We start from the raw sequence: 23,603 nt of genomic DNA, 5'->3' as shown, positions 1-23,603 counted from the left end.
TCAGCGCAGTTCACACAGTGGGAGGCTGGATGTTCCGGAGCTTCAGGGCTCCCTCGCCGGATGATCCGGACCGGTCGCGGGAGCAGGACCGCCCGGATCTGCCGGACGCGGCGGACCGGGCCGGTCCGCCGGACCAGGACGACGACGCGGACCGCAGCGAGCGCGACCGCGACAGCACCGCGTCGCCCTGGGCGTACATCCGCACCGAGACCGGCAGCGCCGCGGTGCTGCTCGCCGCGACCGTCGCGGCGCTGGTGTGGGTCAACGCGGCGCCGGGCGACTACGCCTCGGTGTGGGCGACCCGGCTGTCGGTGCAGTGGGGCGGCCACGGCGTCGACCTGGACCTGCGCGAGTGGGTCAACAGCGGCCTGATGACGCTGTTCTTCCTGGTGGTGGGGTTGGAGGCGCGGCGCGAGTTCGACATGGGCGAGCTGCGCGACCGGCGCCGGATCGCGCTGCCGCTGCTGGCCGGGGTCAGCGGCATGGTCGTGCCGGTGGCGATCTACCTCGCGGTGAACTCCGGCGGGCACGCCGGCCACGGCTGGGGCGCCGCGATGTCCACGGACACCGCGTTCGCGCTGGGCATGCTCGCGCTGCTCGGCGCGCGCTTCCCGCGCCGGCTGCACACCTTCATCCTCACCGTGGCCGTGGTCGACGACTTCGTGGCGCTCGCGGTGATCGCGGTCGCCTACAGCGAGCACATCTCCTGGACCCCGCTGGCGGTCGGCATCGGCCTGCTGGCGGTGGTGGCCGTGATCCGGCGGGCCGGGGTACGGCGCGGCGGCCCGTACGCGGTGCTCGGGATCGCGGCGTGGACGGCGTTCGTGCACTCCGGGGTGGACCCGGTGGTGGTCGGCCTGGTGATCGGCCTGCTGGCGTTCGCGTATCCGGCGCCGCGCGAGGCGCTGGAGCGGGCCAGCGGCCTGTTCCGGTCCTTCCGCGAGCAGCCCACGCCCGAGCTGGAGCGGGAGGCGCGGCTCGGCCTGGCCTCCGCGCTGTCCCCCAACGACCGGCTGCAGCGGCTGTGGCACCCCTGGTCCAGCTATGTGATCGTGCCGCTGTTCGCCCTCGCCAACGCCGGGATCGAGATCAACGGCTCGCTGCTGGCGCGGGCGTACACCTCCCCGATCACGCTGGGCATCCTGCTCGCCTACGGCCTGGGCAAGCCGATCGGCATCGTGGGCTCCACCGCGCTGGCCACCCGGCTCAGCCGGGGCCGGATGCGCCCGCCGGTCGGCTGGGGCGCGGTGACCGGGGGCGGCACCATCGCCGGGATCGGCTTCACCGTGTCGCTGCTGATCGCGACGCTGGCGTTCACCGGCCAGCAGCTGGACGAGGCGAAGATCGGGGTGCTCAGCGCGGTGGTCTTCGCGATGCTGAGCACGTCCGTGGTCGCGCTGGTCACCTCGCGGCTGCCGGCGGCCCGGCGGGCGCGGGCGCTGCTGGGCACCGCGCAGTCGGTGGTGGACCTGGCCGAGCCGGTCGACCCGGAGCTGGACCATGTGCGCGGCCCGCTCAACTCGCCGGTGACCGTGGTCGAGTACGGCGACTTCGAGTGCCCCTACTGCGGGCAGGCCGAGGGCGTGGTGCGCGAGCTGCTCGCCGACTTCGGGGACGTGCGCTACGTCTGGCGGCACCTGCCGCTGACCGATGTGCACCCGCACGCGCAGCTCGCCGCGGAGGCGTCGGAGGCGGCCGCGCTCCAGGGCGGTTTCTGGGAGATGCGGGACCTGCTCATCACCAGCCAGGACGAGCTGGGCGTGAAGGACCTGCTCCGGCACGCGGACCGGCTGGGACTGGACGTGGACAGGTTCCGGCACGCGCTCAAGGCCCGCAAGGGCGCCGCGCGGGTCGCGCGGGACGTGGAGTCGGCGGACCTGAGCCGGGTCTCCGGCACGCCGACGTTCTTCATCAACGGCCGCCGGCACCACGGCGCGTACGACATCGCGAGCCTGTCCGCGGCCGTGGTGGCCGCGCGCGACCGGGCGGTGCTGGTGGACGGCGCCGGGCGCCAGGGGTGAACGGCGGCGGCATGCCGACGGCCGGGCCGGGCACGGCGCTGTTGCCGTGCCCGGCCCGGCCGTCGGGGGCGGGCCTCAGGCCGCCCGGACCGCGTGCGGCGGCACCGGTTGCTGGTGGCCGCCACTGGCCATCATCCGGACCTCGCCCTCGGCGCTGATCTCGGCACGCACGATGCCGGTCTCGTCCTCGTAGACGGGGTAGCCGCCCGCGCCCGACGCGTCGGTGCGGTGGACGACGACGACGTCGTCCTCGACGGCGGGGGCCTGGAAGACCAGTTCGTAGACGGCGGGGTACTCCTCCATGGGCACACACCTCCCCAGGGCAGTACTCCATCATCCCGCAGATCGGCGGTTTCCGCCTCCCGGGGCGGGCCGCCGCGGACGTAGGCTGCCGGCATGGACACCGGCGTGGGCGCAGTCACGGGCACGGACGCGGGCACCGGCACGGACGCAGGGATCGGCGCCGAGGCCCTGGCGGCGCTGGCGCCCCTGCTGCCGCTGGTGTCGCGCGGCGGCGTCGTGGTGCTGAGCGGGGCGGGGCTGTCCACGGAGTCGGGCATCCCCGACTACCGCGGCGAGACCGGCCGGCGGCGGCGCGGCAGCCCGATGACGTACCAGGAGTTCACCGGCAGCGCGGAGGGCCGCCGCCGGTACTGGGCGCGCAGCCACGTCGGCTGGCCGTCGATCGCCGGGGCCCGGCCGAACGCGGGCCACCGGGCCGTGGCGCGGCTGGCCGCGGCCGGGCTGGTGACGGGCGTGGTCACGCAGAACGTGGACGGGCTGCACGCCGCCGCGGGCACGGCCGACGCGGTCGAGCTGCACGGCAGCCTGCACGCGGTGGTCTGCCTGGACTGCGGGGCCCGCGGGCCGCGTACGGACCTGGCCGAGCGGCTGGACGCGGCGAACCCGGGATTTCGCGCGCTCGCGGCCCGGATCGCCGCCGACGGGGACGCGGAGCTGCCCGCCGAGCACGTCGCGTCCTTCCGCCCGGTCGGCTGCGCGGTGTGCGGGAGCGGCGTGCTCAAGCCCGACGTGGTGTTCTTCGGCGAGCAGGTGCCGCTCCCCCGGGTGCACGCGAGCTACGCGCTGGTGGACGCCGCGTCGCTGCTGCTGGTGGCCGGCTCCTCCCTCACGGTGATGTCGGGGCTGCGGTTCGCGCGCCACGCGGCCAAGCACGGCACCCCGGTGGCCATCGTCAACCAGGGCCCCACCCGGGGCGACGACCTGGCCGCGCTCCGCCTCGACCTGCCGCTCGGCCCCGCTCTGACCGCGCTGGCCGACCGCCTCGCCCCGGCCGGCTGAGCAGACCCGCGCGCTGGCCCGGGGCGGGCCGGGGGCGGCGAATACCAACGCCGTGTTAAGCCTGCGCCGCAGCCGGGACAGCCGCGCCCGGCCGTGCTTCCATGGGCCGCATGACCCCGTTCGTGAAGCGCCGCCACGTGGACTACGCGCGCGTCACGACCACGGGGTGTCCCGGCGCGCGCTGACGTCCGCCGCACCGCCGGACCGTCGCCGTACGCCTCGCGCCGTACGCCTCCGCCGTCGTCAACGCCCCGCCCCGCCCCCGGTGTCCACCCCCGGGGGGTACGGCCCCGCGGGCGCCGGTGGCGTACCCGCGCGCACCTCCGCAGGACACCCGCAGCGCCACCCGTACGCGCCCCAGCACAGGGAGAACCATGACCGAGCAGCAGCCCGTCGACGCCGTGACCGCCGGGCACACGCCCGAGACCGCCGTCGCCGCCGCCACCGAGGAGCCGAACTGGTCGTTCGAGACCCGGCAGGTCCACTCGGGGGCGGTGCCCGACCCGGCGACCGGGGCGCGGGCGGTGCCGATCTACCAGACGTCGTCGTACGTCTTCCGCGACACCCAGCACGCCGCGGACCTGTTCGCGCTGGCCGAGCCGGGCAACATCTACACCCGCATCCACAACCCGACCCAGGACGTGTTCGAGCAGCGGATCGCCGCGCTGGAGGGCGGGGTCGCCGCGGTGGCGCTGGCGTCCGGCCAGGCCGCGGAGACCCTGGCGATCCTGACGCTGGCGGGCGCCGGCGACCACGTGGTGGCCGGCTCGTCGCTGTACGGCGGGACGTACAACCTCTTCAAGCACACCCTGCCGCGGTTCGGCGTCGAGGTGTCCTTCGTCGACCCGGACGACGTCGCCGCGTGGCGGGCGGCGGTGCGGCCGAACACCAAGGCGTTCTTCGCCGAGACGCTGGGCAACCCGCGCGGCAACGTGCTGGACGTCCAGGCCGTGGCGGACGCGGCGCACGCCGAGGGGGTGCCGCTGATCGTGGACAACACGGTGCCGACGCCCTTCCTGCTCCAGCCGCTGCGGCACGGCGCGGACGTGGTGGTGCACTCGGCGACGAAGTTCCTCGGCGGCCACGGCACCACCATCGCCGGTGTGGTCGTGGACGGCGGCAGCTTCGACTTCGGGGCGCACGCCGACCGCTTCCCGGACTTCTCCGCGCCCGACCCGAGCTACCACGGCCTCCAGTACTGGCCGGCGCTCGGCCCCGGCGCCTATGCGGTCAAGCTGCGGGTGCAGCTGCTGCGCGACCTCGGCCCGGCGCTGTCGCCGCACTCGGCGTTCCTGCTGCTCCAGGGCGTCGAGACGCTGTCCCTGCGGCTGGAGCGGCACTCCTCGAACGCGCAGGAGCTCGCGGAGTGGCTCCAGGCCCGCGACGAGGTCGCGGCGGTGCACTACCCGGGCCTGCCCTCCAGCCCCTGGTACGAGGCCGGGCAGCGCTACCTGCCGCGCGGTGCGGGCGCGGTGCTCGCCTTCGAACTGCGCGACGGCGCACAGGCCGGCCGGCGGTTCGTGGACGCGGTGCGGCTCTTCAGCCACCTGGCGAACATCGGCGACGTGCGCAGCCTGATCATCCACCCGGCCTCCACCACGCACAGCCAGCTCGACGAGGCGCAGCTCGCGCAGACCGGTGCGACGCCCGGCCTGGTGCGGCTGTCGGTCGGCATCGAGAACGTCGCGGACCTCAAGGCGGACCTGGAAGCAGGGTTCCGAGCGGCCAAGGGCGCGTCCTGACCGTGCCCGGCACGCCGCCGGTCCCCGGCGCCGGATCGCCCGCCGGCGCCGCCCCGGAACCCGCCGGCGGGGTCCTCCCGCCGCCCGCCTCCGGGGCGTGGCGGCCGGGGGACCCGCCCGGGCGGCGGCGCTGGCACCGCGCTCCGGGGCCGCTCCGGCTGGAGGCGGGCGGCGAACTGCCGGAGGTGCGGCTGGCGTACGAGACGTGGGGCCGCATCGCGCCCGACGGGTCGAACGCGGTCCTGGTGCTGCACGCGCTGACCGGGGACAGCCACGTCGCCGGTCCTGCCGGGCCCGGCCATCCCACGGCCGGCTGGTGGGACGCGCTGGTCGGGCCGGGCCGGGCGCTGGACACCGACCGCTTCTTCGTGGTGGCGCCCAACGTGCTGGGCGGCTGCCAGGGCAGCACCGGCCCGGCCACCGCCCGGCCGGACGGGCGGCCGTGGGGCGGCGCCTTCCCGTTCCTGACCCAGCGCGACCAGGTCGCGGCCGAGGCGGGCCTGGCGGACGCGCTGGGCATCGACCGGTGGGCGCTGGTGGTCGGCGGGTCGATGGGCGGCATGCGGGCGCTGGAGTGGGCGGCCGGCCGCCCGGAGCGGGTCGGCGCGCTGCTGCTGCTCGCCTGCCCGGCGGCGGCCAGTGCCGAGCAGATCGGCTGGGCGTCGGTGCAGTTGCGGGCGATCCGGGCCGACCCGGCCTGGCGCGGCGGCGACTACCACGGCGCCGGGCCGGGCGGCGGCCCGCACGCCGGTCTCGGCCAGGCCCGCCGGCTGGCGCACCTGACGTACCGCAGTGAGCCGGAACTGCGGGCGCGCTTCGGCCGGGACCCGCAGCGCGGTGAACTGCCCTGGCACGGCGGCCGGTACGCGGTGGAGTCGTATCTCGACCACCACGCGGACAAGCTGGTGCGCCGGTTCGACGCGGGCAGCTATGTGGTGCTCACCGAGGCGATGAACGCCCATGACGTGGGGCGCGGGCGGGGCGGCACCGCGGCGGCGCTGCGGCGGGTCACGGCGCCCGCGCTGGTGGCCGGGGTCGACTCCGACCGGCTCTACCCGACCGCGCAGCAGGAGGAGTTGGCGGCGGGCATCCCGGGCGCGGACCGGACGCGGACGATCCACTCGCCGTACGGGCATGACGGCTTCCTCATCGAGGTGGATCAAGTGGCGGCGCTGGTCGGGGAGTTGATGCCGCCTCCGGCGGCGCGGCGGCCCCCGCGCGGTGTGGCGGGAAGCAGGTGACATGCGTTGACGTGCCGGTTCGCCCGCCCGTACGCTGGTCGTTCGTGATGGTGTGAGGAAGCCGGTGGAACTCCGGCACGGTCGCGCCACTGTGTACCGGTCGCCTCTGGGGGCGTCCGGGAGTCAGATACTCCGCCGTCACGCCGCCCCACTCGAACCGAGGGACGCTGTATCCCCGAAGGAGGCCCCACCCGTGAGTTCTGTGTCCACCCCTTCGTCGACCGAGGCCACGCCGGTCGTCCTGCCCGTCTCCAAGGCGGTGCTCTGGCTGGTCGGCAGCGCGCTCCTGGCGCTGGCCGCCTACTACTTCATCGGCGTCGACCAGGGCGCGGTGTCCGTCTTCGGCCGGGACATGCACATCCACGAGTTCGTGCACGACGCGCGGCACTTCCTCGGCTTCCCCTGCCACTGACGACAACAGGCAGGCGGACAACTCGACATGGAGAAACGACTCGTACTGCGCGGCGTGCTCGCCGGCGCGATCGGCGGGCTGCTCGCGTTCGTCTTCGCGCGGATCTTCGCCGAACCGCAGATCAACCGGGCGATCAGCTACGAGAGCGGCCGGGACGCGGCGCAGAACGCCCTGGACAAGGCCGCGGGCCTGCCGGTCTCGCCGGACGGCCCCGACCTGTTCAGCCGCACCGTCCAGGCCGATGTCGGCATGGGCGTGGGCCTGATCCTCTTCGGTGCCGCCATGGGCGCCCTCTTCGCGGTGGTCTACACGGTGTGCCTGGGGCGGGTCGGCGGCGTCCGGCCGCGCACGCTGGCGCTGCTGGTGGCCGGCGGCGGCTTCCTCGGCTTCTACCTGGTGCCGTTCGTGAAGTACCCGGCGAACCCGCCCGCGATCGGGCACGAGGACACCATCAAGGCCCGCACCGGGCTCTATCTGGTCATGGTGGTCTGCTCGATCACGCTGCTCGCGCTGGCGGTGTGGCTGGGGCGGAAGCTCCAGGGGCGGTTCGGCACGTGGAACGCCACGCTGCTGGCCGGTGCGGCCTTCGTGGTCGCCATCAGCGTGGTGATCGGCCTGCTGCCCGCGCTCGGACACCTGGCCGCCAACCGCGAGCAGTACGGCAACCACGCCACGGAGACACCTCAGCCGCTGACCGACCCGGCGGGGCGGATCGTCTACCCGGGCTTCCCTGCGGACGTGCTGTTCCGGTTCCGCTTGTACTCGGTGGCCGCGCAGCTGCTGCTGTGGTCGGCGATCGCGCTGGTCTTCGGGCCGCTTTCGGAGCGGGTGCTGAGCGCCTCGCCGACCGGCCGCGCCGCGCGGGCGCCCCGGGTCGGCCCGGTGGAGGCGTGAGGGGGCGCCTCGGCGCGCCATCCCGCCCTGCCGCGGCAGGGTGGCGCCGTGCACGGCGATGAGACGAGAGCGGCCCTGGCGGAGCTGGGGCCGTTCTTCGCGGTCGAGAGCGCTGCGGCGGCCGACGCGGCCGGCGGCGGCTCCGGCTGGCGGTCGATGGCCGAGCTGGCAGACGGCAGCGGCGTGCTGGCCGCCCGCGTGGCCGCCGTACGCGGGGTGCTGGCCGCGGGCGGCGGGCAGCAGCCGGACGCGGTCGAGGAGCGGGTGGCCGCGTCCGTGACCCACCTGGGCCTGGTGGCCCGGCTGCTCTCCCCCTACCTGGCGCTGGCCGTGCTGTACGGACACGTGCCCGGCGCCGTACGGCTGTCCGACCTGCGCTGGCAGCCCGCCCTCGGCGGCCCCTACCCGCTGGCCCTGCCGGGGCTGCCCGGCCGCGCGGCGGACCCGCCCGCCCCGGCGGAGACCGGGCCTGCGGAGACCGGCGGGGTCGCGGACCTCGGCAGGGTGGCGGGCCTCGGTGGGGTCGCGGACGCGTTCGCGGCGGCGGTCCTCTCCGGCCCGGTCCGCGAACTGACCGCGGCCTGCGCGGACTTCCGCGTCTCCCCGCACGTCCTGCGGGGCAACACCGCCTCCGCGCTCGCCGGCGCCGCCCGCATGGTCGCCGCGGCCCGCCCGGAGGCCGCCGCGCGGGCCCGCGCGCTGACCGGGCTGCTGACGGCCGGCGGCCCGCTGCGCGGCGCCGGGCATCTCACCCCGGCGGACGCCGGCGGGGGCCACGGCGCCTTCCGGCGGCGCAGCTGCTGCCTGATCTACCGGGCCGCGCCGGGGCACGCCGGGGCGCTGTGCGGCGACTGTGCGCTCTCCCGTGTGCCGGTGCGCCCGGGATGAAGCAGGTCAAAGCGTTGCGGGCATGAGGACCCGGTCTTGTTGCGAGCAACTTGCAACAAGTAATGTGTCGCATCGAGGTGTCCCGCCCCCGGTCGCAAAGGACGCAACGTTGACCTCCATCATCCAGACCCGCCCCGCCGCGGGGTCCCGCCTCCAGCGGATATCGGCGTCGATGTCGCGTGCCGAGTGGACCCGGCTGGGCGGTATGGCCGGCTTCATCGTGGCGCTGCACGTCATCGGCTGGTTCACGCTCGCGGTGATCGTCGCCCCGCACCACTACCGGACGGGCACCGGCGTCTTCGGGGTCGGCATCGGCGTCACCGCCTACACGCTCGGGATGCGGCACGCCTTCGACGCCGACCACATCGCCGCGATCGACAACACCACCCGCAAGCTGATGGGCGAGGGCAAGCGGCCGCTGTCGGTCGGCTTCTGGTTCTCGCTCGGCCACTCCTCGATCGTCTTCGGGCTGTCCTTCCTGCTCTCCTTGGGCATCCGGTCGCTCGCCGACCCGGTGGCGCACGACAACTCCGGGCTGCACGACGTCACCGGCTGGATCGGCACCACCGTCTCGGGCACGTTCCTGTACGCGATCGCGCTGGTCAACCTGCTGATCCTGGGCGGCATCTGGAAGGTCTTCCGGCGGATGCGGCACGGCGAGTTCGACGAGGCGGCGCTGGAGGACCAGCTCAACAACCGCGGTCTGATGAACCGCCTGCTGGGCCGGCTGATGAAGTCCGTGAGCAAGCCGTGGCAGATGTACCCGATCGGCCTGCTCTTCGGGCTCGGCTTCGACACCGCCACCGAGATCGCGCTGCTGGTGCTGGCCGGCTCCGGCGCCGCCTCGGGCCTGCCCTGGTACGCGATCCTGTGCCTGCCGGTCCTCTTCGCCGCCGGGATGTGCCTGCTGGACACCATCGACGGCTCGTTCATGAACTTCGCGTACGAGTGGGCGTTCTCCAAGCCGGTCCGCAAGGTCTACTACAACCTCACCATCACCGGCCTGTCCGTCGCGGTCGCCCTGATCATCGGCACCGTCGAACTGCTCGGCCTGATCTCCGACAAGGCCGGTCTGCACGGCTCCTTCTGGGACTGGATCGGCGGGCTGGACCTCAACATCGTCGGCTACGTCATCGTCGGCCTGTTCTTCCTCACCTGGGCCGTGGCCCTGGCCGTCTGGAAGTACGGCAACATCGAAGAGAAGTGGTCCACCGGCCTGCGCACCGCCGACGCCGGCCCGGAGTAGGGCCCGCCGCTCAGGGCCGCTCCCGCGGTGACCGGTGCGGGGCGGGCCCGGGGTGCGGGCGGGTGGCCAGCAGCACGGTGGCCTCCAGGTCGGGGTCGTGGGCGGTGGCCGCGGTCAGGCCGCCGGCGCGCAGGGCGCGCAGGGCGGCGGGGACCTGGGCCCGGCTGGCCTCGGAGAGCAGGGTGCCGCCCGGCGCGAGCCAGGTGGCGGCGTCGCGGGCGACGCGGCGCAGCAGGTCCAGGCCGTCGGCGCCGCCGTCGAGGGCGAGCGGTGCCTCGTGGTCGCGGGCCTCGGCGGGCAGCAGCGGGATGTCGCCGGTGGGCACGTAGGGGACGTTGGCGGTGAGGATGTCCACCCGGCCGCGCAGGGTGGGCGGCAGGGCCGCGAACAGGTCGCCCTGGTGGACCTGGCCGCGGGCGGCCGCCAGATTGCGGCGGGCGTAGCGCACGGCGGCGGGGTCGAGGTCGGCGGCGTGGAGTTCGACGCCGGGCGCGGCCGCGGCGAGTGCGGCGCCGACCGCCCCGGACCCGCAGCACAGGTCCAGCACGACCGCGCCGGGGCGCAGCAGCGCGGCGGCGCGGGCGAGCAGGAACTCGGTGCGGCGGCGCGGCACGAACACCCCGGGGCCGACCTCGATCCGCAGGCCGGCGAACCCGGCCCAGCCGACGACGTGTTCCAGGGGCAGGCCGCCCGCGCGGCGCGCCACCATCGCGGCCAGCTCCTGCGGGGTGGCGGCGGCCTCGGTCAGCAGGCCCGCCTCCTCCTCGGCGAAGACGCAGCCGGCGGCGCGCAGTTCGGCGGCGGTGTCGGCCGGGTGCGGCCAGCCGGGGCGGCTGCCGGTGCCGGGGCGGGGCGCGAAGCGGGGTTCGGACATGGGTGGCGGTGCCTTTCGGGAAGCGTGGCGCTCCCTGGGGCCGTGCCGTCGCGCGGGGCGTCGACGTCAGCGGGCGCGGCCGTGCGGTGGGAGCGAGCGTGGTGTCCTGCTGCGGTTGATCGGTCCCACCTCCTCGGCTCGTCGCGGGGCGCGCTGCGGCCGGACCCGGTCCGCGGCGCCGTGCCGGACAACCTACCGTACGACCGCGGCGTTGACGGTGTGCAGGGCGGCGGTGGCGGCCTCGGCGGTGGGGTCGGGCCAGCCGTGCACGGTGAAGGTGGCGTGCTCGCCGGGCAGCAGCGTGGTCAGGCCGCGGTCGGTGTGCGCGGCCGGGCCGAGCCGGTCGGCCTGGAGGAGCAGGTCGCGCAGCAGGGTGCGGGCGGTGACGGTGATCTCGACGGCGGGCACGGCGGGTACGGCGGTGTCGGGGCCGCCGGTGTCCTGGTCGCGGACGGTCAACGAGAGGTCCCACTGCGGGCGCGGGTAGGCGAAGTCCTTGTCCCGGGCGGGGAACCAGTACGCGCGCGCCGCCCCCGGCTCGGTGTCCGTGTCGCCGCCCCGCTCGGCGTTCGGCTCGGCGTCCGCGGTGAGCAGTTGCGCGGTGCTGCCCGCCGCCGGCCGCAGCCGCGGCGGCACCGGCAGGTCGGCGACGGTGCGGGCGGCCGCGGTGAAGGGCAGCCGGACCTCCGCGAGCGCCTCTCCCTCGACGGTGGCCCGGCGCAGCAGCACGCTTCCGGACCAGGCCCGCGCCGCCTGGTTGACCACGGCCAGCACCAGAGCGCCGTCCCCGCTGCCCCCGCTGTCCCCCGCGCGCTCCTGGAAGGTCAGCAGCCGGTCCGCGTACAGCCGCTTCAGCTCGTGGTAGAGCGGCTTGGGCCGCCCGTCGCCGTCGATGGCGGCCCAGGACGTCACCGGCCAGCAGTCGTTGAGCTGCCAGACGACGGTGCCGGCGCAGCGCGGCCAGTGCGCGCGCCAGTGCTCGACACCAGTGGCCACGGCACGTGCCTGGTTGACCTGGGTGAGGTAGTGCCAGGTGTCGAAGTCGGCCGGGACGGGGAAGTGCCGGGCCAGGCCGCGGGCGAGTTTGCCGTTGCCGTCGGCGGCCTTCTGGTGGTGGAGCATGCCGGGCGAGTCCGGGGTGAGCGGTGTGTCGCCGATGGCGCGGCGCACCGTCGCGTAGGCGGGCGGGGCCTGCCAGCCGAACTCCGCGACGAACCGCGGGACGCTGTCGCGGTAGTCGGTGTAGTCGGTCCGGTTCCACACGTCCCAGGAGTGGGCGGTGCCGTGGCCGGGGTCGTTGGGGTGGTGCCGCCAGGAACCGGACCAGGGGCTGCCGGCCCAGTACGGGCGGGTCGGGTCGGTCTCGGCGACGACCCGGGCGAGGAGGCCCAGGTAGTAGCCCTCGCCCCAGGAAGCGCCGGCGAGTTCGGGCTCCCAGTCCCAGTCGCGGAAGGCCCACAGGTTCTCGTTGTTGCCGTTCCACAGCACCAGCGAGGGGTGCGGGGCGAGCCGGGCGACGTTCTCCCGGGCCTCGGCCTCCACCTCGGAGCGCAGCGGCTGCTCCTCGGGGTAGGCGGCGCAGGCGAAGAGGAAGTCCTGCCAGACCAGCAGGCCCAGCTCGTCGCAGGCGTCGTAGAAGTCGTCGCTCTCGTAGATCCCGCCGCCCCACACCCGCACCAGGTCCACCCCGGCGGCCGCGGCCTGGGCCAGGCGGGCGCGGTAGCGCGGGGCGTCGACCCGGCTGGGGAAGGCGTCGTCGGGAATCCAGTTGACGCCTCGGGCGAACAGGGCGGTGCCGTTGACCCGCAGGGTGAACGCCGAGCCGTGCGCGTCGGGCGCGGTGTCCAGTTCGACGGTGCGGAAGCCGATCCGCCGCTGCCAGGTGTCGAGCGGCTCGGCGCCGTCCAGGACGGTCACCTCGCAGGCGTACAGCGGCTGTTCGCCGTAGCCGCGCGGCCACCACAGCCGGGCGCCGGGCACCTCGCAGCCGACGGTGAGGCGGTCGGTGCCGGGTGCGGCGGTGGCCTCGGCGACGCTGTCGCCGACCCGCAGCCGTACGGTCAGCGGCCGGGCGGCGCCGGCGGCGGTCCGCTCCAGCTCGATCCGCGCCTCGACGCGGCCGGTGCCCTCGGCGACGGTGACCTGCGGCACCACGCCGGCCAGCCGCGCGGTGGACCAGCGCTCGATCCGCACCTGCTTCCACATGCCGGCGGTGACCAGGGTCGGCCCCCAGTCCCAGCCGAAGGAGCAGGCCATCTTCCGGATGTACTGGAAGGGTTCGGGATAGGCGTTGGGGCGCGCGCCGAGCAGCGCGCGGACCCGTTCGGCCTCGGTGTACGCGGAGGTGAAGGCGACGGTCAGCGGGGTGTCCGCGGCCGTGTCGAGCGCGTCGGTGACGTCGAAGCGGTACGCGCGGTGCATGTTGCGGGTGCGGCCGAGCACCCGTGCGCCGAGCCGGACCTCGGCCACGGTGTCCAGCCCGTCGAAGACCAGGTCGGTCCGCTCGTGTCCGGGCGCGGCCGGCGGCAGCGCCGTCTCGTAACGCCAGTCCGCGCGCCCGACCCACGCCACCTCGGTCTCGTTGCGGTCCAGGTACGGGTCCGGGATCACCCCGGCGGCCATCAGGTCGGTGTGCACGCACCCCGGCACCGTCGCGGGCACGCTGCCCCGGCCGGGTACCGTCAGCGCCCAGCCCTCGGCGACCGGCGTGGCGTCCTTCATCCCTGTTCCCCTGCCTGCTGCTGACCGTCCCGGCGACCGCTGCACCGGCGGCGCCCCTGTCCGGCGCGCATTAAACGGTAAAGCACGGCGGGCGGCCGGCAACAGGGGTGGGCCGGTGCACCGGCCCTGCCGTACCGAACCGGTTCAGTCCGGGCGCGGCGTCGGCGCGGCCGCTGCGAGCGGCCCGGGTGCCTACTTCAGCGCGGCGGCCGCCAGCCGCAGTTCGCGGAAGGCGAGGTCGATGTGGTCGCCGAGGGGGACCGACCCGTCCTGCATCCAGCGGTGGGTGGCCGCGGCGAAGGTGTCCATGCCGACCTGGGCGAGCAGCGGCGCGGTCCGGGCGTCGACCCCGCGGCCGCGCAGCGCGCCGGTCAGGGCGTCGACGAGCAGGGCCCGTTTGGCGAGGGCGCGTTCGCGCAGCGCCGGGGTCTCGTCGATCAGGTGCGCGCCCCGCTCGGTGACGGGCCGGTTGCGTTCGAAGAGCGGCACCGAGTCGCGGAAGGCGGCGCGCAGGGCCGGCAGCGGCTTGGTGCCGTGCGGGACCTGGGCGACGGCTCGGGTGAGGACGTCGCGCAGTTCGCTTTCGCCGTCGAAGAACATCTCGCGCTTGTCGGAGAAGTGCCGGTAGAAGGTCCGCTCCGTGACCCCTGCCCGTGCGGCGATGGCCTCGACGGTGACCTGGTCGAAACCGTGCTCGGCGAACAGGTCGAGCGCGGCTTGCAGCAGCCGCCGGCGTGCCGCTTCTCCGCTTCTTGGCATGGCGACACTCTACCGCCCGGTGTCGGCACCTGCCGGTTTTTGCGTCAGACCCTGACACCATGTAGCGTCAGAATGCGACGCTAAAACAGTCAGACTCTGACGCTAAAAATGTCTGGCATGAGACGTGAGGGAGGTCGCCATGGAGCAGCGGTTCGACGGCAGGACCGTGGTCGTCACGGGCGCGAGCTCGGGGATCGGGGTGGGCATCGCCCGGCGGTTCCACGAGGAGGGGGCGTGCGTGGTCCTGGCCGCCCGGCGCCGGGACCGGCTCGACGCGCTCGCGGCGGAGCTCGGCGGGGAGCGGGCCCTGGCCGTGACGACGGACGTCACCAGCCGCGACGACATGGACGCGCTGGCCGAGGCCGCCGCGGAGCGGTTCGGCGGCATCGACGTGCTCGTGTCCAACGCGGGCCTGGGGCTCGGCAAGGAGTTCGAGGAAACCACCGCCGCGGACTGGCGCCTGGTGATGAGCACGGACGTGGACAGCTGCTTCCACGGAGCGCAGGCCGTCCTGCCGCACCTGAAGCGGAGCGGCGGCAGCATCGTGCAGATCGCCTCGGCGTCCGGGATGGGCGGCGACCGGATGCTCACCGCCTACAACGCGGCGAAGGGCGCGGTGGTGAACTTCACCCGCGGACTCGCCTTCGACCTGGGGCGGTTCGGCATCCGCGTCAACACCGTGGCCCCGTCCCTGACGCTGGGCGCTGAGCATGCCGGGCGCCCGGAGGCCGCGCGGCTGGTCGAGCGGTTCAACGACCGCCGCGCGCTGGCCGGCTACAGCACCCCGGCCGACATCGCCGCCGCGGTCGCGTTCCTCGCCTCCCCCGACGCCCGCTTCATCACCGGTGTCCTGCTCCCCGTCGACGGCGGCATCACCGCCGGCAGCGGCCAGCCTCCCCTGTTCTGAACTCCGGAAAGGACCACGCCCCGTGACCTACGACCTCGACCCCGAACTCGCCGCCGCGCTGGCGGCCCTGCCCAAGGGCCCCAACGGCGCGCTGCTCGACTTCTCCGACATCCCCGCCTGCCGCGCACAGGCGCAGGCCGCGAGCGCCGGGCTGCCGATACCCGATCCCGACCCGCGCGTCACGATCGAAACGCTCGCCGTCCCCCGCGGCGACGGCACCGCACTCGACGTCGTGCTGTTCTCCCCCGTGCCGGCCGACCGGCCGCGGCCGGCGCTGCTGTACTTCCACGCGGGCGGGCAGGTGCTGGGCAGCGCCCACGACCGCGTCGCCCACGCGTACGCCGCCGCCATGGCGCTCGAACTCGACATCGTGCTGGCCGTGGTCGACTACCGGCTGGCACCGGAGACCCAGGCGCCGGGGGCCGCCGAGGACGGCTACCTCGCCTACACCCACCTGGTCGCGCACGCCGCCGGCCACGGCATCGCCCCCGACCGGATCGGGCTGGCCGGCGCGAGCGGCGGCGGGGCGCCCGCCACCGCGACGGCGCTCATGGTCCGCGACCGCGGGGACCGCCGGCCGCGGCTGCTGTCGCTGAACTACCCGATGCTCGACGACCGCGGCGCGACGGCCTCCAGCCGCGAGATCGTCGACCTCGGGGTCTACGACCGCCGGGAGAACGCGTACGCGTGGGCCGCGGTGCTCGGCGACCGCGTCGGCACCGCGGACGTGCACCCCTACAGCGCGCCCGGCCGCGCCACGGACGTCGCCGGGCTGCCGGACACCTTCGTCGCCGTCGCCCAGTACGACGTCTTCCGCGACGAGAACATCGACTTCGCCCGCCGCCTGATCGCCGCCGGTGTGCCCGTCGACCTGCACCTCTACGCGCACACCTACCACGCCTGGGACGTGTTCGCCCCGGCCTCGGCCCTCGCGGGCACCTTCGTCCGCACCTGGCACGACTACCTCCGCCGCCACCTCCACGGCTGAGCCCGTCGGCCGCGGCACGGGACCCGGGGCCGCCGCCGCGGCACGGCTGCCCGTCGCGGTCCCGCGTTGCGGCCCCGCTGTGCCGCGCCAAGCATGGACGCATGGCCGACGCGGCACCGTTCGACGTGATCAGCGCGGGCCTCGCCGAGGTGCACCGGCAGCTGCTGCCGGTCACGGACGGCGAGGTCGCCTCGTACATCCCGCAGCTCGCGCTCGCCGACCCGGGCGACTTCGGGTTGGCGCTGGTGAGCATGGACGGCCACCGGTACCGGGCCGGGCGCGCCGGGGTGCCGTTCTCCCTCCAGTCGGTGTCCAAGCCGTTCGTGTACGCGCTGGCCCTGGCGGAACTCGGGCTGGAGGAGGTGCGGGCTCGGGTGGGCCTCGAGCCGAGCGGCGACGCGTTCAACGCGATCAGCCTGGAGCGCGGCACGGGCCGCCCGGCGAACCCGATGATCAACGCGGGCGCGATCGCCACCACGAACCTGGTGTCGGCCGGCAGCCCGCAGGAGCGGTTCGGCCGGGTGCTGGAGGGCCTGAGCGCGTTCGCCGGGCGCCGGCTGGACGTCGACGAGGAGGTCTACCGCTCGGAGTCGGCGACCGGCGACCGGCGACCGCAACCGCGCCCTGGCCTACCTGATGCACGCCGCCGGTTCGCTGCGCACCGAACCGCGGGCCGCGGTGGAGACGTACTTCCGGCAGTGCGCGGTGCGGGTGGACACGGTGGACCTGGCCGTGATGGCCGCGACGCTGGCCACCGGCGGCGTCAACCCGGTGTCGGGGCGGCGCGTGGTGCCCGAGCCGGTCGCGGTGCAGGTGCTCGCGGTGATGGCGACCTGCGGGATGTACGACGCGGCGGGCGACTGGCTGGTACGGGTGGGGCTGCCCGCCAAGAGCGGCGTGTCGGGCGGCCTGGCCGCGGCGAGCCCGGGCCGGTTCGGCATCGCCTGCTACAGCCCGCCGCTGGATTCGACCGGCAGCCCGGTGCGGGCGGTGGCGGCGCTGCGCGAGATGTCCCGCCGGTTCGGGATGCACCTGATGCACGTGCCCGCGCCGGGCCCGGCGACGGTGACCGCGTGCACGACGGCGGAGCACTGGCCGGCGGGCGCGGACCGGCCGCCGGCCGAGCGGGAGCTGCTGGCCCGCGAGGGGAGGCGGATCGCGCTGGTGGCCGCGCGGGGCGAGCTGGACTTCACGGCAGTGGAGCGGGTGCTGTGGGCGCTGGCGTCGGTGGCGCCGCAGCAGCCGGGGTGGCTGGTGCTGGACCTGGCGGAGGTGCTGTGGGTGCGGCCGCCGGCCCGCGCGATGCTCGAAGCGGCGCTGGAGCGGGTCACGGCCGCCGGGCACCGGGTCGGCGTGGTGCCGGGCGCGCAGGCCTACGGGCACGGCGGGCTTGCGTCGGGCGCCCAGGTGTGCGGCAGCCGCGCGGAGGCGGTCGCGTGGGCCGAGGACTGCTTGGTCGCCTCCTCCGCTGGGCTGCGGAAGCCGCCCGATTGATATATCCAGGTAGTGACGGAAATGTCGGAAGCGGACGACTGCTGGAAGACGGCCAGACGGTTCGGGGGCCGCGTCTTCGCAAGCCGCCGGAAAGGTCATCCCATGCCCTCCATGCACCAGCCGCTGACTCCTGCCGCGCTCGCCGACCTGCGCCGCCCGCGCAAGTACCCGGCGGTCTCGGTGCTGCTGCCCACGCACCGCCGCGAACCGGACAACGCGCAGGACGCCGTACGGCTGCGCAACCTCCTGGAGGAGGCGAAGAACGCGGTGCACAGCGACCCCGAGGTGGCCAGGGCGGACCGGATCGACGTGATCGGGCGGCTCGACCAGGCGCTGGCGGAGGTGGACCTGGTGTACGCCGAGGACGGTCTGGCGATCTTCGCCGCGCCCGGCGAGCACCACGTCTGGTCGCTGGACCGGCCGGTGCCGGAGCGGGTGCTGCTGGCCCAGACCTTCCTGACCCGCAACCTGGTCGCCGCCTATGCCGCCAGCCGGCCCTTCTGGGTGCTGGCGCTGTCCGCGGACGTGGCGACGCTGTGGAGCGGCGGCCGCCAGCACACCCCGCACCAGGAGGCGGGGCCGTTCCCGGTGCGCCGCGAGCCGATCGACTTCGACCCCGAGCACCAGGAGCAGATCGGCGACACCCCGAGCATCTTCAACGACGAGGACACCCGGACCTTCCTGCGGCAGGTCACCGAGGCGGTGGGGGCGGTGCAGGCGGCCGACCCGCGCCCGCTGTACCTGGTGGCCGAGCCGGAGGCGGTCAGCGCCCTGGACGAGGTCGGCCCGGTGGCCAGGGACGCGGTGGCGCACATCGGGCAGGGCGGACTCGCCGGGGGACCGGGCGAGGCGCTGGCCCGGGCGGTGGCCGACGCCGACCGCGAGCGCGACGAGCGCTCGGTCGCCGAGGTGCTCGACGACCTGGACCGGGCCCGCGGCCGCAAGGCGTTCGCCGGGGGCGTGGACGAGGTCTGGCAGTCGGTGAGCGAGGGCCGCGCGGCGCTGGTGGCGATCGAGGACGGCTACCGCACCACGGTCCGGGACGACGGCGACCACCTGGTGCCGGCCGGCACCGAGGAGCGCGGCGCCCGCGACGACATCGTGGACGAGATCGCCGAGCAGGCGCTCGACACCGGCGCCCGGGTCCGCTTCGTGCCGGACGGCCACCTCGCCGACGCCGGCCACATCGCCGCGGTCCTGCGCTACTAGGTCTCGTGTCCGACACATAGCGCCGTCCCGCCCGAAGGGCGGGGGCCGACGGAGCCTGTGCTCCCCATGGCCGGGGGCATGGGGGGCGGGATGTATCAGGCACGGCCCAGGCCGCCGCACGGCGGGCGGGCGTCCGCTTGCGGCCGGGTGGCGACAGAAGCGGTCCGGACAGCGGTGCCAAGTGGCGGCCCCCGCGCCTATCATGAGATTCCGGTTCTCGGCGGGGGCGGTGGAATCAGGCATGGTTGACGGGGACGGGTCGGCGCGCGGCGCGGCGACCCTCGCGGAGAAGATCGACGCGCTCTTCCGCGTGGTGCGCCGGTCGGGCCGGGAGGCGTACACGCACGAGGAAGTGGCGCGCGCCTGCCGGGAGGCGACCGGGGAGAGCTTCTCGACCACCTACCTCTGGCAGTTGCGCACCGGGCGGCGGACCAATCCGACCAAGCGCCACCTGGAAGCGCTCGCGCAGTTCTTCCGGATTCCGGTCGCGTACTTCTTCGACGACGACCAAGGCGCCCGGATCGCCGCCGAGTTGGAGCTGCTCGGCGCGCTGCGGGACGCCGGGGTGCGCAGCGTCGCGCTGCGGGCGGTGAACCTCTCGCCGGAGGGCATGGACACGATCAGCGACATGATCGACCTGATCGCCCGGCGCGAGGCGGACCGCAACCGCAACTCGCCCTAGGAGCAGCCGGGTTCGGGGCGAACGGGGAGCAGGGACCAACGGGGAGCAGGGCAGAACGGGGCAGAAGGGTTGACGGGATGCCACGGGTGCGGGTCCGGGAGCAGGTGACCGCCGGAACCGCACCGGGGCGTCTTGGAGCTTTCCGGACCGGGCGCGAGAGCGGACCTGGGCGGCGCGCGAGCGCCGGCCGCAGGCGGCGACAGGGGGATGGTGCACGTGAGAGCGCGGGCTGCCGTACATGACGCGCTGTGGGAGAAGTACCGCCGGGCCATGGGCTCGGGCGAACTGCCCCGGCCGTTCGATGAGATGGCGCTGATCGCACGGCTCGCCGAGCGGCGCGGCCGGCCGATTGAGCTGATCCCGGTCGACGCGCTGCCGAACCTGCCGTGCGGGCTGCTGATGGTCACCGACCACGCCGACTGCATCGTCTACGCCACCGACACCAGCGTGCTGCACCAGCGGCACATCCTGCTCCACGAGGCCGCGCACCTGGTGTGCGGGCACGACGGGGCCGGGCCGGGCGCCGGCGACGCCGCGGACCCGGGCGCCGGCGACGCCGCGGACCCGGGCGACGCCGCCACCGCCGGGTCCCGGGCGCTGCTGCCGCACCTGCCGGACACGCTGGTGCGGCGGGTGCTGGGCCGTACCGTCTACACCGAACCGCAGGAGCACGAGGCGGAGTTGCTGGCGTCGCTGATCTGCTCGCGGGCCGCGCGGGAGGCCCGTACCCCGCCGCTCGCGGAGGGCCAGCAGCGCCGGCTGGGCTCGCTGTTCGGAGTGCCGCGGGCCCGGGGCCGATCGCGTGGTTGACGCGGGGACGTACACCGCGGGCGGGCTGCTGCTCGCCTTCGCCTGCTACCGGATGGTGGTGGTGCGGCTCGGCGGGCCCGACCCGGACCCGGCCACGCGCTACGTCGGCTGGTTCGCGCTGTCGATGGGCGCGGCGCTGCTGGTGCTGGCGCCGGCCACCGTACGGGCGGTGCACCGGTTCGGGCCGGCGCCGCGGGTGGCGGCGCTGCTGGGCACCGAGTTGAAGATGGGCGCGCTGACGGTGCTGGCGCTGATCGCCCGGGCGCTGGCCGAGCCGGGGCGGCCGCAGCGCGAGGCGGAGCGGCGCTCGGCCCGGCAGGCGCTGGCGGCCGGTGTGCTGCTGGCCGCGCTGTTCCTGCCCGCGGGTGTCCGCGAGCACAACGGCACCGGGTACGTCACCGGCACCGCGGGCCGCTGGCTGCTGGCGGGCTACGACGTGCTGTTCGTGGGGTACTCGCTGCGCTGCCTGGCCCTGTTCGGCACCCTCCTCGGCCGCCACACCCGCGGGATGCCGCCCAGCGCGCTGCGTACGGGGCTGCGGCTGATGCGGGTGAGCGGCGCGGTCGGCGCGGCCTGGACGCTGCTGTTGCTGTGGGACGCGGTGCGGGTGCTGCGCTCGGGCCGGCAGGACACCGCCGAGCACCGGATGGCGGCGGTGCTGGCGCTGGCGTGCGTCCTGCTGGCGGTGGGCGGGGCGACGGCCAGTACGTGGGAGCGGGCGCTGACCGCGCCGGTCCGGCTGGTGCGTGCCGCCCGCTCCTACCGCGCCCTGGAGCCGCTGTGGTCGGCACTGTACGAGGCGCACCCGGGCATCGCGCTGCGGCCGCCGCGCCCGGACCGCTGGCCGGCGCTGCGGGACGTGCAGTTCGCGCTGTACCGGCGGGTGATCGAGATCCACGACGGTCGGCTGTCGCTGCGGCCGTACTACCCGGCGGACGCCCGGGCGTGGCTGGCCGCGCGGACGACCGCGGGGGCGGAGGCGCTGCCGGACGCGCTGTCCAGGGCGCCGTCCGACGCGGCTGTGGAGGCGGCGGCGCTCGCGGCGGCGGTGGAGGCGCGGCGCGCGGGGCACAAGCCGGTGCCGCGGCGGCCCGCGGTGGCCGCTGCCGTGCCGCCGCGCACCGGGACGATCGACGGGGACGTGGCCTGGCTGACGGCGGTGGCGCAGGCGTTCGCCCTGCTCACGGCGTCCGGCGGGCGCGACCGGCCATGAACGCGGACATGAGCCCGGACACGGACTCGGACATGGACCCGGGCGTGAAAGAGCCCCGGCCGGGACGGGGGGACCAGGCCGGGGCAGTCGCGGTGTGACGCCGCGGACACATCATGTTCACCGATGTTCACCGCATCGCCACATGAATACTTTAACACTCAATGAGCGTAGTCGAAGCCAGTGGGCGCGGCCTCGGCCCGCGCGGGGGGCGCGGCGGGCGCGGCCGGCTCCCCCGTCCGCGCCGCGGGCTGCTCGGTGCGCGCCGCGGCGGCCGCGTCGACCCCGGTGGCGATCATCGCCGACAGCGGCTCGACGGCGGTGCGGTTCTCACCCAGCAGTTCGCGCAACTTCAGGCCGTCGGCGGGCAGGTCCCGCCGCCACGCCATCGCCACCAGCGGCCCGAGCAGCGCGAGCGCGGCACTGAGCGAGCTGGTCACCGACAGCCGTACCAGGGTGCCGTCGGCGTGCGGCAGCAGGTCGAAGCCGAAGTGCGGGACCTGGGTGCCCAGCGGGCCCCACATCCGCTGGCCGCGGAACGCTATCCGGCGGCCCGGCTCGAAGTCCGCGCAGACCAGGTGGTGCGGGCGGCGCCGCCCGGGAAAGCGGTAACGGTAGACCGCGCCGGGCCCCGGCGCCACATGCCCCGGCTCCACCGAGGACACGCCCGAACTCCACAGCGCGAGGTTGCGGGCATCGGCGAGGAAGTCGAAGACCTCCGTAGGTGTACGCCGCACGAACACGTTCGTGGACACGCAAGGCATCGCTGACCTCCCCGGTAGCGGCGTGGACCCGGTAGCGCCGCGGACGGCCGCCGCGGGCGGACGCGGACCGCGGAGAACGGTGCGCTTGCCTCGGGTGGCCGTCTGCTTCACTCCACTTCCACAGCGTGCCCCGCAAAAGCGCACATGTCGTGGCGATGCGGCCGATCGAGTGAGAACGCTGCGTGCACGGGGGTGATCAACGTGTGCCGTAAACCGATAGCCTGACCTGGTGGAAGAGCAGCAACTGCCGACCCGTTTCGAGCGCGGCACCGACGGCCCGAAGGTGATCGTCGCCGGACTCGACGGTTCGGACTCGTCCTGGCGGGCCGCGGCGTACGCGGGCGGTCTGGCCCGCCGGCAGCATGCCCTGCTCGCGCTCGTCTACGTGCAGCCGTACATCGCGGGCGGCGCCGCGCTCGGGGTGCCGGTCTCCGAGGCGGACACCGGGGTCGCCGAGCAGCTGCTCGCCGAGATCCGCGCCTCGGTGGAGCGGGTGCGCGGGGCGTTCACGGTGCGCTGGGAGTTCCACACCTTCCGCGGCGACCCCTACAACGGGCTGGCGATGGCCGCCGACCAGCTCACCGCCGACGCCGTGGTGGTCGGCGCCTCCGAACGGGCCGGGCACCGCCTGGTCGGCTCGGTCGCGGTGCGCCTGGTGAAGTCCGGCCGCTGGCCGGTCACGGTGGTGCCGTAGCCCGCGGGGCGCGTACGGCGCGGGTCCCGGTCGTACGCGGACGTACGGCCGGGACCCGGTGGTGTTCTGCTGCTGCCCTCCCCCGCACAGGGCTCAGCGGGCGGCCTGCGCGGGCGCGTACTTGTAGCCCACCCGGCGCACCGTCACGATGCTGCCGCGGTGCGCGGCGCCCAACTTCCGCCGCAGCCGGGCGATGTGGACGTCCACGGTGCGGCCGTCGCCGACATGGCCGTAGCCCCACACGGTGGTGACGAGCTGGTCGCGCGAGTGCACGCGGTGCGGGTGCGCGACCAGGTGGGCGAGCAGTTCGAACTCCAGGTACGTCAGGTCCAGCGGGCGGCCGTCGACGGCGACGGTGCGGCGCTCGCCGTCTATCACCACCGGTGCGGTGGGCGCGCCGCGCTCCGCTGCCGCCGGGGCGGCGGCGTACGGCTGCGGGTCGGCGGCGGGCACCGGCTGCTCGGCGGTCGCCTGCTCGGCCGGGACCAGCACCAGGTAGCCGACCATCGGGGCGCCGCCGGGCACCGCGGGCAGCACATGGCCGGGCGCCGGCAGCCAAGTGGCCCCCGGCGGCAGGAAGTCGGGCGCGGGCGGGACCTCGTCGGGCCGCACCGCGCGCAGCCGCTGCCGGGCGGCGGACGGCGCGGGGACGGCGGTGGGGGCGGACGGGATGTGCGAGACGTTCGACATGGTTTCGGCTCTTTCGCGCGAGAGGTCGGAGAGGACTTCCGTATGCGCGGTACCG

At 75.2% G+C, this 23,603-nt stretch carries 22 protein-coding genes, 1 pseudogene and 1 riboswitch; of the genes and pseudogenes, 17 read left to right on the top strand and 6 right to left on the bottom strand.

Annotated features, from left to right (window positions below):
- Nucleotides 1-29: 29 nt before the first annotated feature.
- On the top strand, nucleotides 30-2,021 hold the full coding sequence (gene nhaA / locus AC3ERT_RS30685; protein ID WP_435130675.1) for a Na+/H+ antiporter NhaA: 1,992 nt from the start codon (nucleotides 30-32) through the stop codon (nucleotides 2,019-2,021).
- Between the two features lie 75 nt (nucleotides 2,022-2,096).
- Here the strand turns inward: nhaA and AC3ERT_RS30680 are convergent, their stop codons facing one another.
- Nucleotides 2,097-2,324, bottom strand: coding sequence for a DUF6296 family protein (locus AC3ERT_RS30680; RefSeq protein ID WP_335972315.1), 228 nt, complete (start codon nucleotides 2,322-2,324; stop codon nucleotides 2,097-2,099).
- A 93-nt stretch (nucleotides 2,325-2,417) separates the two neighbouring features.
- On the opposite strand from AC3ERT_RS30680, the gene AC3ERT_RS30675 reads away from it, so the two are divergent.
- The 7 genes from AC3ERT_RS30675 to nicT all read left to right on the top strand — a co-directional run bounded on the left by AC3ERT_RS30675 (nucleotide 2,418) and on the right by nicT (nucleotide 9,746).
- Nucleotides 2,418-3,323, top strand: coding sequence for an NAD-dependent protein deacetylase (locus AC3ERT_RS30675; protein WP_435178073.1), 906 nt, complete (start codon nucleotides 2,418-2,420; stop codon nucleotides 3,321-3,323).
- Nucleotides 3,324-3,697: 374 nt separating this feature from the next.
- Entirely contained in the window at nucleotides 3,698-5,065 is a 1,368-nt protein-coding gene (locus AC3ERT_RS30670; protein ID WP_335972317.1) for a bifunctional o-acetylhomoserine/o-acetylserine sulfhydrylase, read from the top strand.
- Between the two features lie 2 nt (nucleotides 5,066-5,067).
- The gene (metX, locus tag AC3ERT_RS30665; protein ID WP_435178071.1) at nucleotides 5,068-6,306 is read left to right on the top strand and encodes a homoserine O-acetyltransferase MetX; all 1,239 of its coding nucleotides are present in this window, start codon (nucleotides 5,068-5,070) and stop codon (nucleotides 6,304-6,306) included.
- Nucleotides 6,305-6,460: riboswitch (cobalamin riboswitch) on the top strand. It overlaps the preceding gene by 2 nt.
- Before the next feature lie 39 nt (nucleotides 6,461-6,499).
- Nucleotides 6,500-6,718, top strand: coding sequence for a CbtB domain-containing protein (locus AC3ERT_RS30660; RefSeq protein ID WP_435130679.1), 219 nt, complete (start codon nucleotides 6,500-6,502; stop codon nucleotides 6,716-6,718).
- Between the two features lie 27 nt (nucleotides 6,719-6,745).
- On the top strand, nucleotides 6,746-7,612 hold the full coding sequence (locus tag AC3ERT_RS30655; protein WP_435178069.1) for a CbtA family protein: 867 nt from the start codon (nucleotides 6,746-6,748) through the stop codon (nucleotides 7,610-7,612).
- Nucleotides 7,613-7,660: 48 nt separating this feature from the next.
- Entirely contained in the window at nucleotides 7,661-8,500 is an 840-nt protein-coding gene (locus tag AC3ERT_RS30650; RefSeq protein ID WP_435178067.1) for a (2Fe-2S)-binding protein, read from the top strand.
- Nucleotides 8,501-8,672: 172 nt separating this feature from the next.
- Nucleotides 8,673-9,746, top strand: a complete 1,074-nt coding sequence (nicT, locus tag AC3ERT_RS30645) for a Nickel transporter NicT (RefSeq protein WP_335972995.1) — start codon at nucleotides 8,673-8,675, stop codon at nucleotides 9,744-9,746.
- A gap of 10 nt (nucleotides 9,747-9,756) precedes the next feature.
- Here the strand turns inward: nicT and AC3ERT_RS30640 are convergent, their stop codons facing one another.
- From AC3ERT_RS30640 to AC3ERT_RS30630, 3 genes are all read right to left on the bottom strand, one after another.
- Nucleotides 9,757-10,620: a putative protein N(5)-glutamine methyltransferase gene (locus AC3ERT_RS30640; protein ID WP_435178065.1), complete on the bottom strand. Its 864-nt coding sequence runs from the start codon at nucleotides 10,618-10,620 to the stop codon at nucleotides 9,757-9,759.
- Between the two features lie 192 nt (nucleotides 10,621-10,812).
- Entirely contained in the window at nucleotides 10,813-13,341 is a 2,529-nt protein-coding gene (locus AC3ERT_RS30635) for a glycoside hydrolase family 2 protein (RefSeq protein ID WP_435178063.1), read from the bottom strand.
- 192 nt (nucleotides 13,342-13,533) lie between these two features.
- On the bottom strand, nucleotides 13,534-14,100 hold the full coding sequence (locus AC3ERT_RS30630) for a TetR/AcrR family transcriptional regulator (RefSeq protein WP_335972323.1): 567 nt from the start codon (nucleotides 14,098-14,100) through the stop codon (nucleotides 13,534-13,536).
- Nucleotides 14,101-14,239: 139 nt separating this feature from the next.
- Between AC3ERT_RS30630 and budC the strand changes: the two genes are divergently transcribed.
- The 8 genes and pseudogenes from budC (at nucleotide 14,240) to AC3ERT_RS30590 (ending at nucleotide 21,403) form a co-directional block, all read left to right on the top strand.
- Nucleotides 14,240-15,007 (top strand): meso-2,3-butanediol dehydrogenase, encoded by a 768-nt coding sequence (gene budC, locus AC3ERT_RS30625; RefSeq protein WP_435178061.1) that lies wholly within the window; start codon nucleotides 14,240-14,242, stop codon nucleotides 15,005-15,007.
- 22 nt (nucleotides 15,008-15,029) lie between these two features.
- A complete protein-coding gene (locus AC3ERT_RS30620; protein ID WP_335972325.1) occupies nucleotides 15,030-15,995 on the top strand; it encodes an alpha/beta hydrolase fold domain-containing protein in 966 nt (321 codons plus the stop codon).
- A 101-nt stretch (nucleotides 15,996-16,096) separates the two neighbouring features.
- Nucleotides 16,097-16,543: pseudogene (locus AC3ERT_RS30615) on the top strand (glutaminase); the annotation flags it as partial.
- Between the two features lie 88 nt (nucleotides 16,544-16,631).
- Nucleotides 16,632-17,489: a glutaminase gene (locus AC3ERT_RS30610; protein WP_435178059.1), complete on the top strand. Its 858-nt coding sequence runs from the start codon at nucleotides 16,632-16,634 to the stop codon at nucleotides 17,487-17,489.
- A 111-nt stretch (nucleotides 17,490-17,600) separates the two neighbouring features.
- Nucleotides 17,601-18,698, top strand: coding sequence for a baeRF3 domain-containing protein (locus tag AC3ERT_RS30605; protein WP_435178096.1), 1,098 nt, complete (start codon nucleotides 17,601-17,603; stop codon nucleotides 18,696-18,698).
- Between the two features lie 241 nt (nucleotides 18,699-18,939).
- Nucleotides 18,940-19,380: an XRE family transcriptional regulator gene (locus tag AC3ERT_RS30600; RefSeq protein ID WP_335972327.1), complete on the top strand. Its 441-nt coding sequence runs from the start codon at nucleotides 18,940-18,942 to the stop codon at nucleotides 19,378-19,380.
- A gap of 207 nt (nucleotides 19,381-19,587) precedes the next feature.
- Entirely contained in the window at nucleotides 19,588-20,190 is a 603-nt protein-coding gene (locus AC3ERT_RS30595; protein ID WP_435178057.1) for a ParH-like protein, read from the top strand.
- A complete protein-coding gene (locus AC3ERT_RS30590; protein WP_435178055.1) occupies nucleotides 20,183-21,403 on the top strand; it encodes an MAB_1171c family putative transporter in 1,221 nt (406 codons plus the stop codon). Before AC3ERT_RS30595 ends, AC3ERT_RS30590 begins: the two co-directional genes overlap by 8 nt.
- A gap of 158 nt (nucleotides 21,404-21,561) precedes the next feature.
- On the opposite strand, the gene AC3ERT_RS30585 is transcribed toward AC3ERT_RS30590, so the two are convergent.
- Nucleotides 21,562-22,155 carry an SRPBCC family protein gene (locus tag AC3ERT_RS30585; protein ID WP_435178053.1) on the bottom strand — a complete coding sequence of 198 codons (594 nt, stop codon included), beginning with the start codon at nucleotides 22,153-22,155 and terminating at the stop codon, nucleotides 21,562-21,564.
- Nucleotides 22,156-22,393: 238 nt separating this feature from the next.
- On the opposite strand from AC3ERT_RS30585, the gene AC3ERT_RS30580 reads away from it, so the two are divergent.
- Nucleotides 22,394-22,858: a universal stress protein gene (locus AC3ERT_RS30580; RefSeq protein ID WP_335972331.1), complete on the top strand. Its 465-nt coding sequence runs from the start codon at nucleotides 22,394-22,396 to the stop codon at nucleotides 22,856-22,858.
- A 93-nt stretch (nucleotides 22,859-22,951) separates the two neighbouring features.
- Here AC3ERT_RS30580 and AC3ERT_RS30575 read toward each other — a convergent pair whose 3' ends face one another.
- Nucleotides 22,952-23,548 carry a winged helix-turn-helix domain-containing protein gene (locus AC3ERT_RS30575; RefSeq protein WP_335972332.1) on the bottom strand — a complete coding sequence of 199 codons (597 nt, stop codon included), beginning with the start codon at nucleotides 23,546-23,548 and terminating at the stop codon, nucleotides 22,952-22,954.
- Nucleotides 23,549-23,603: the final 55 nt, after the last annotated feature.

This window comes from Actinacidiphila sp. bgisy145, assembly GCF_057708125.1.
The sequence above is the reverse complement of the archived record's forward strand: the minus strand, read 5'-3'. Positions and strand labels throughout refer to the sequence as shown.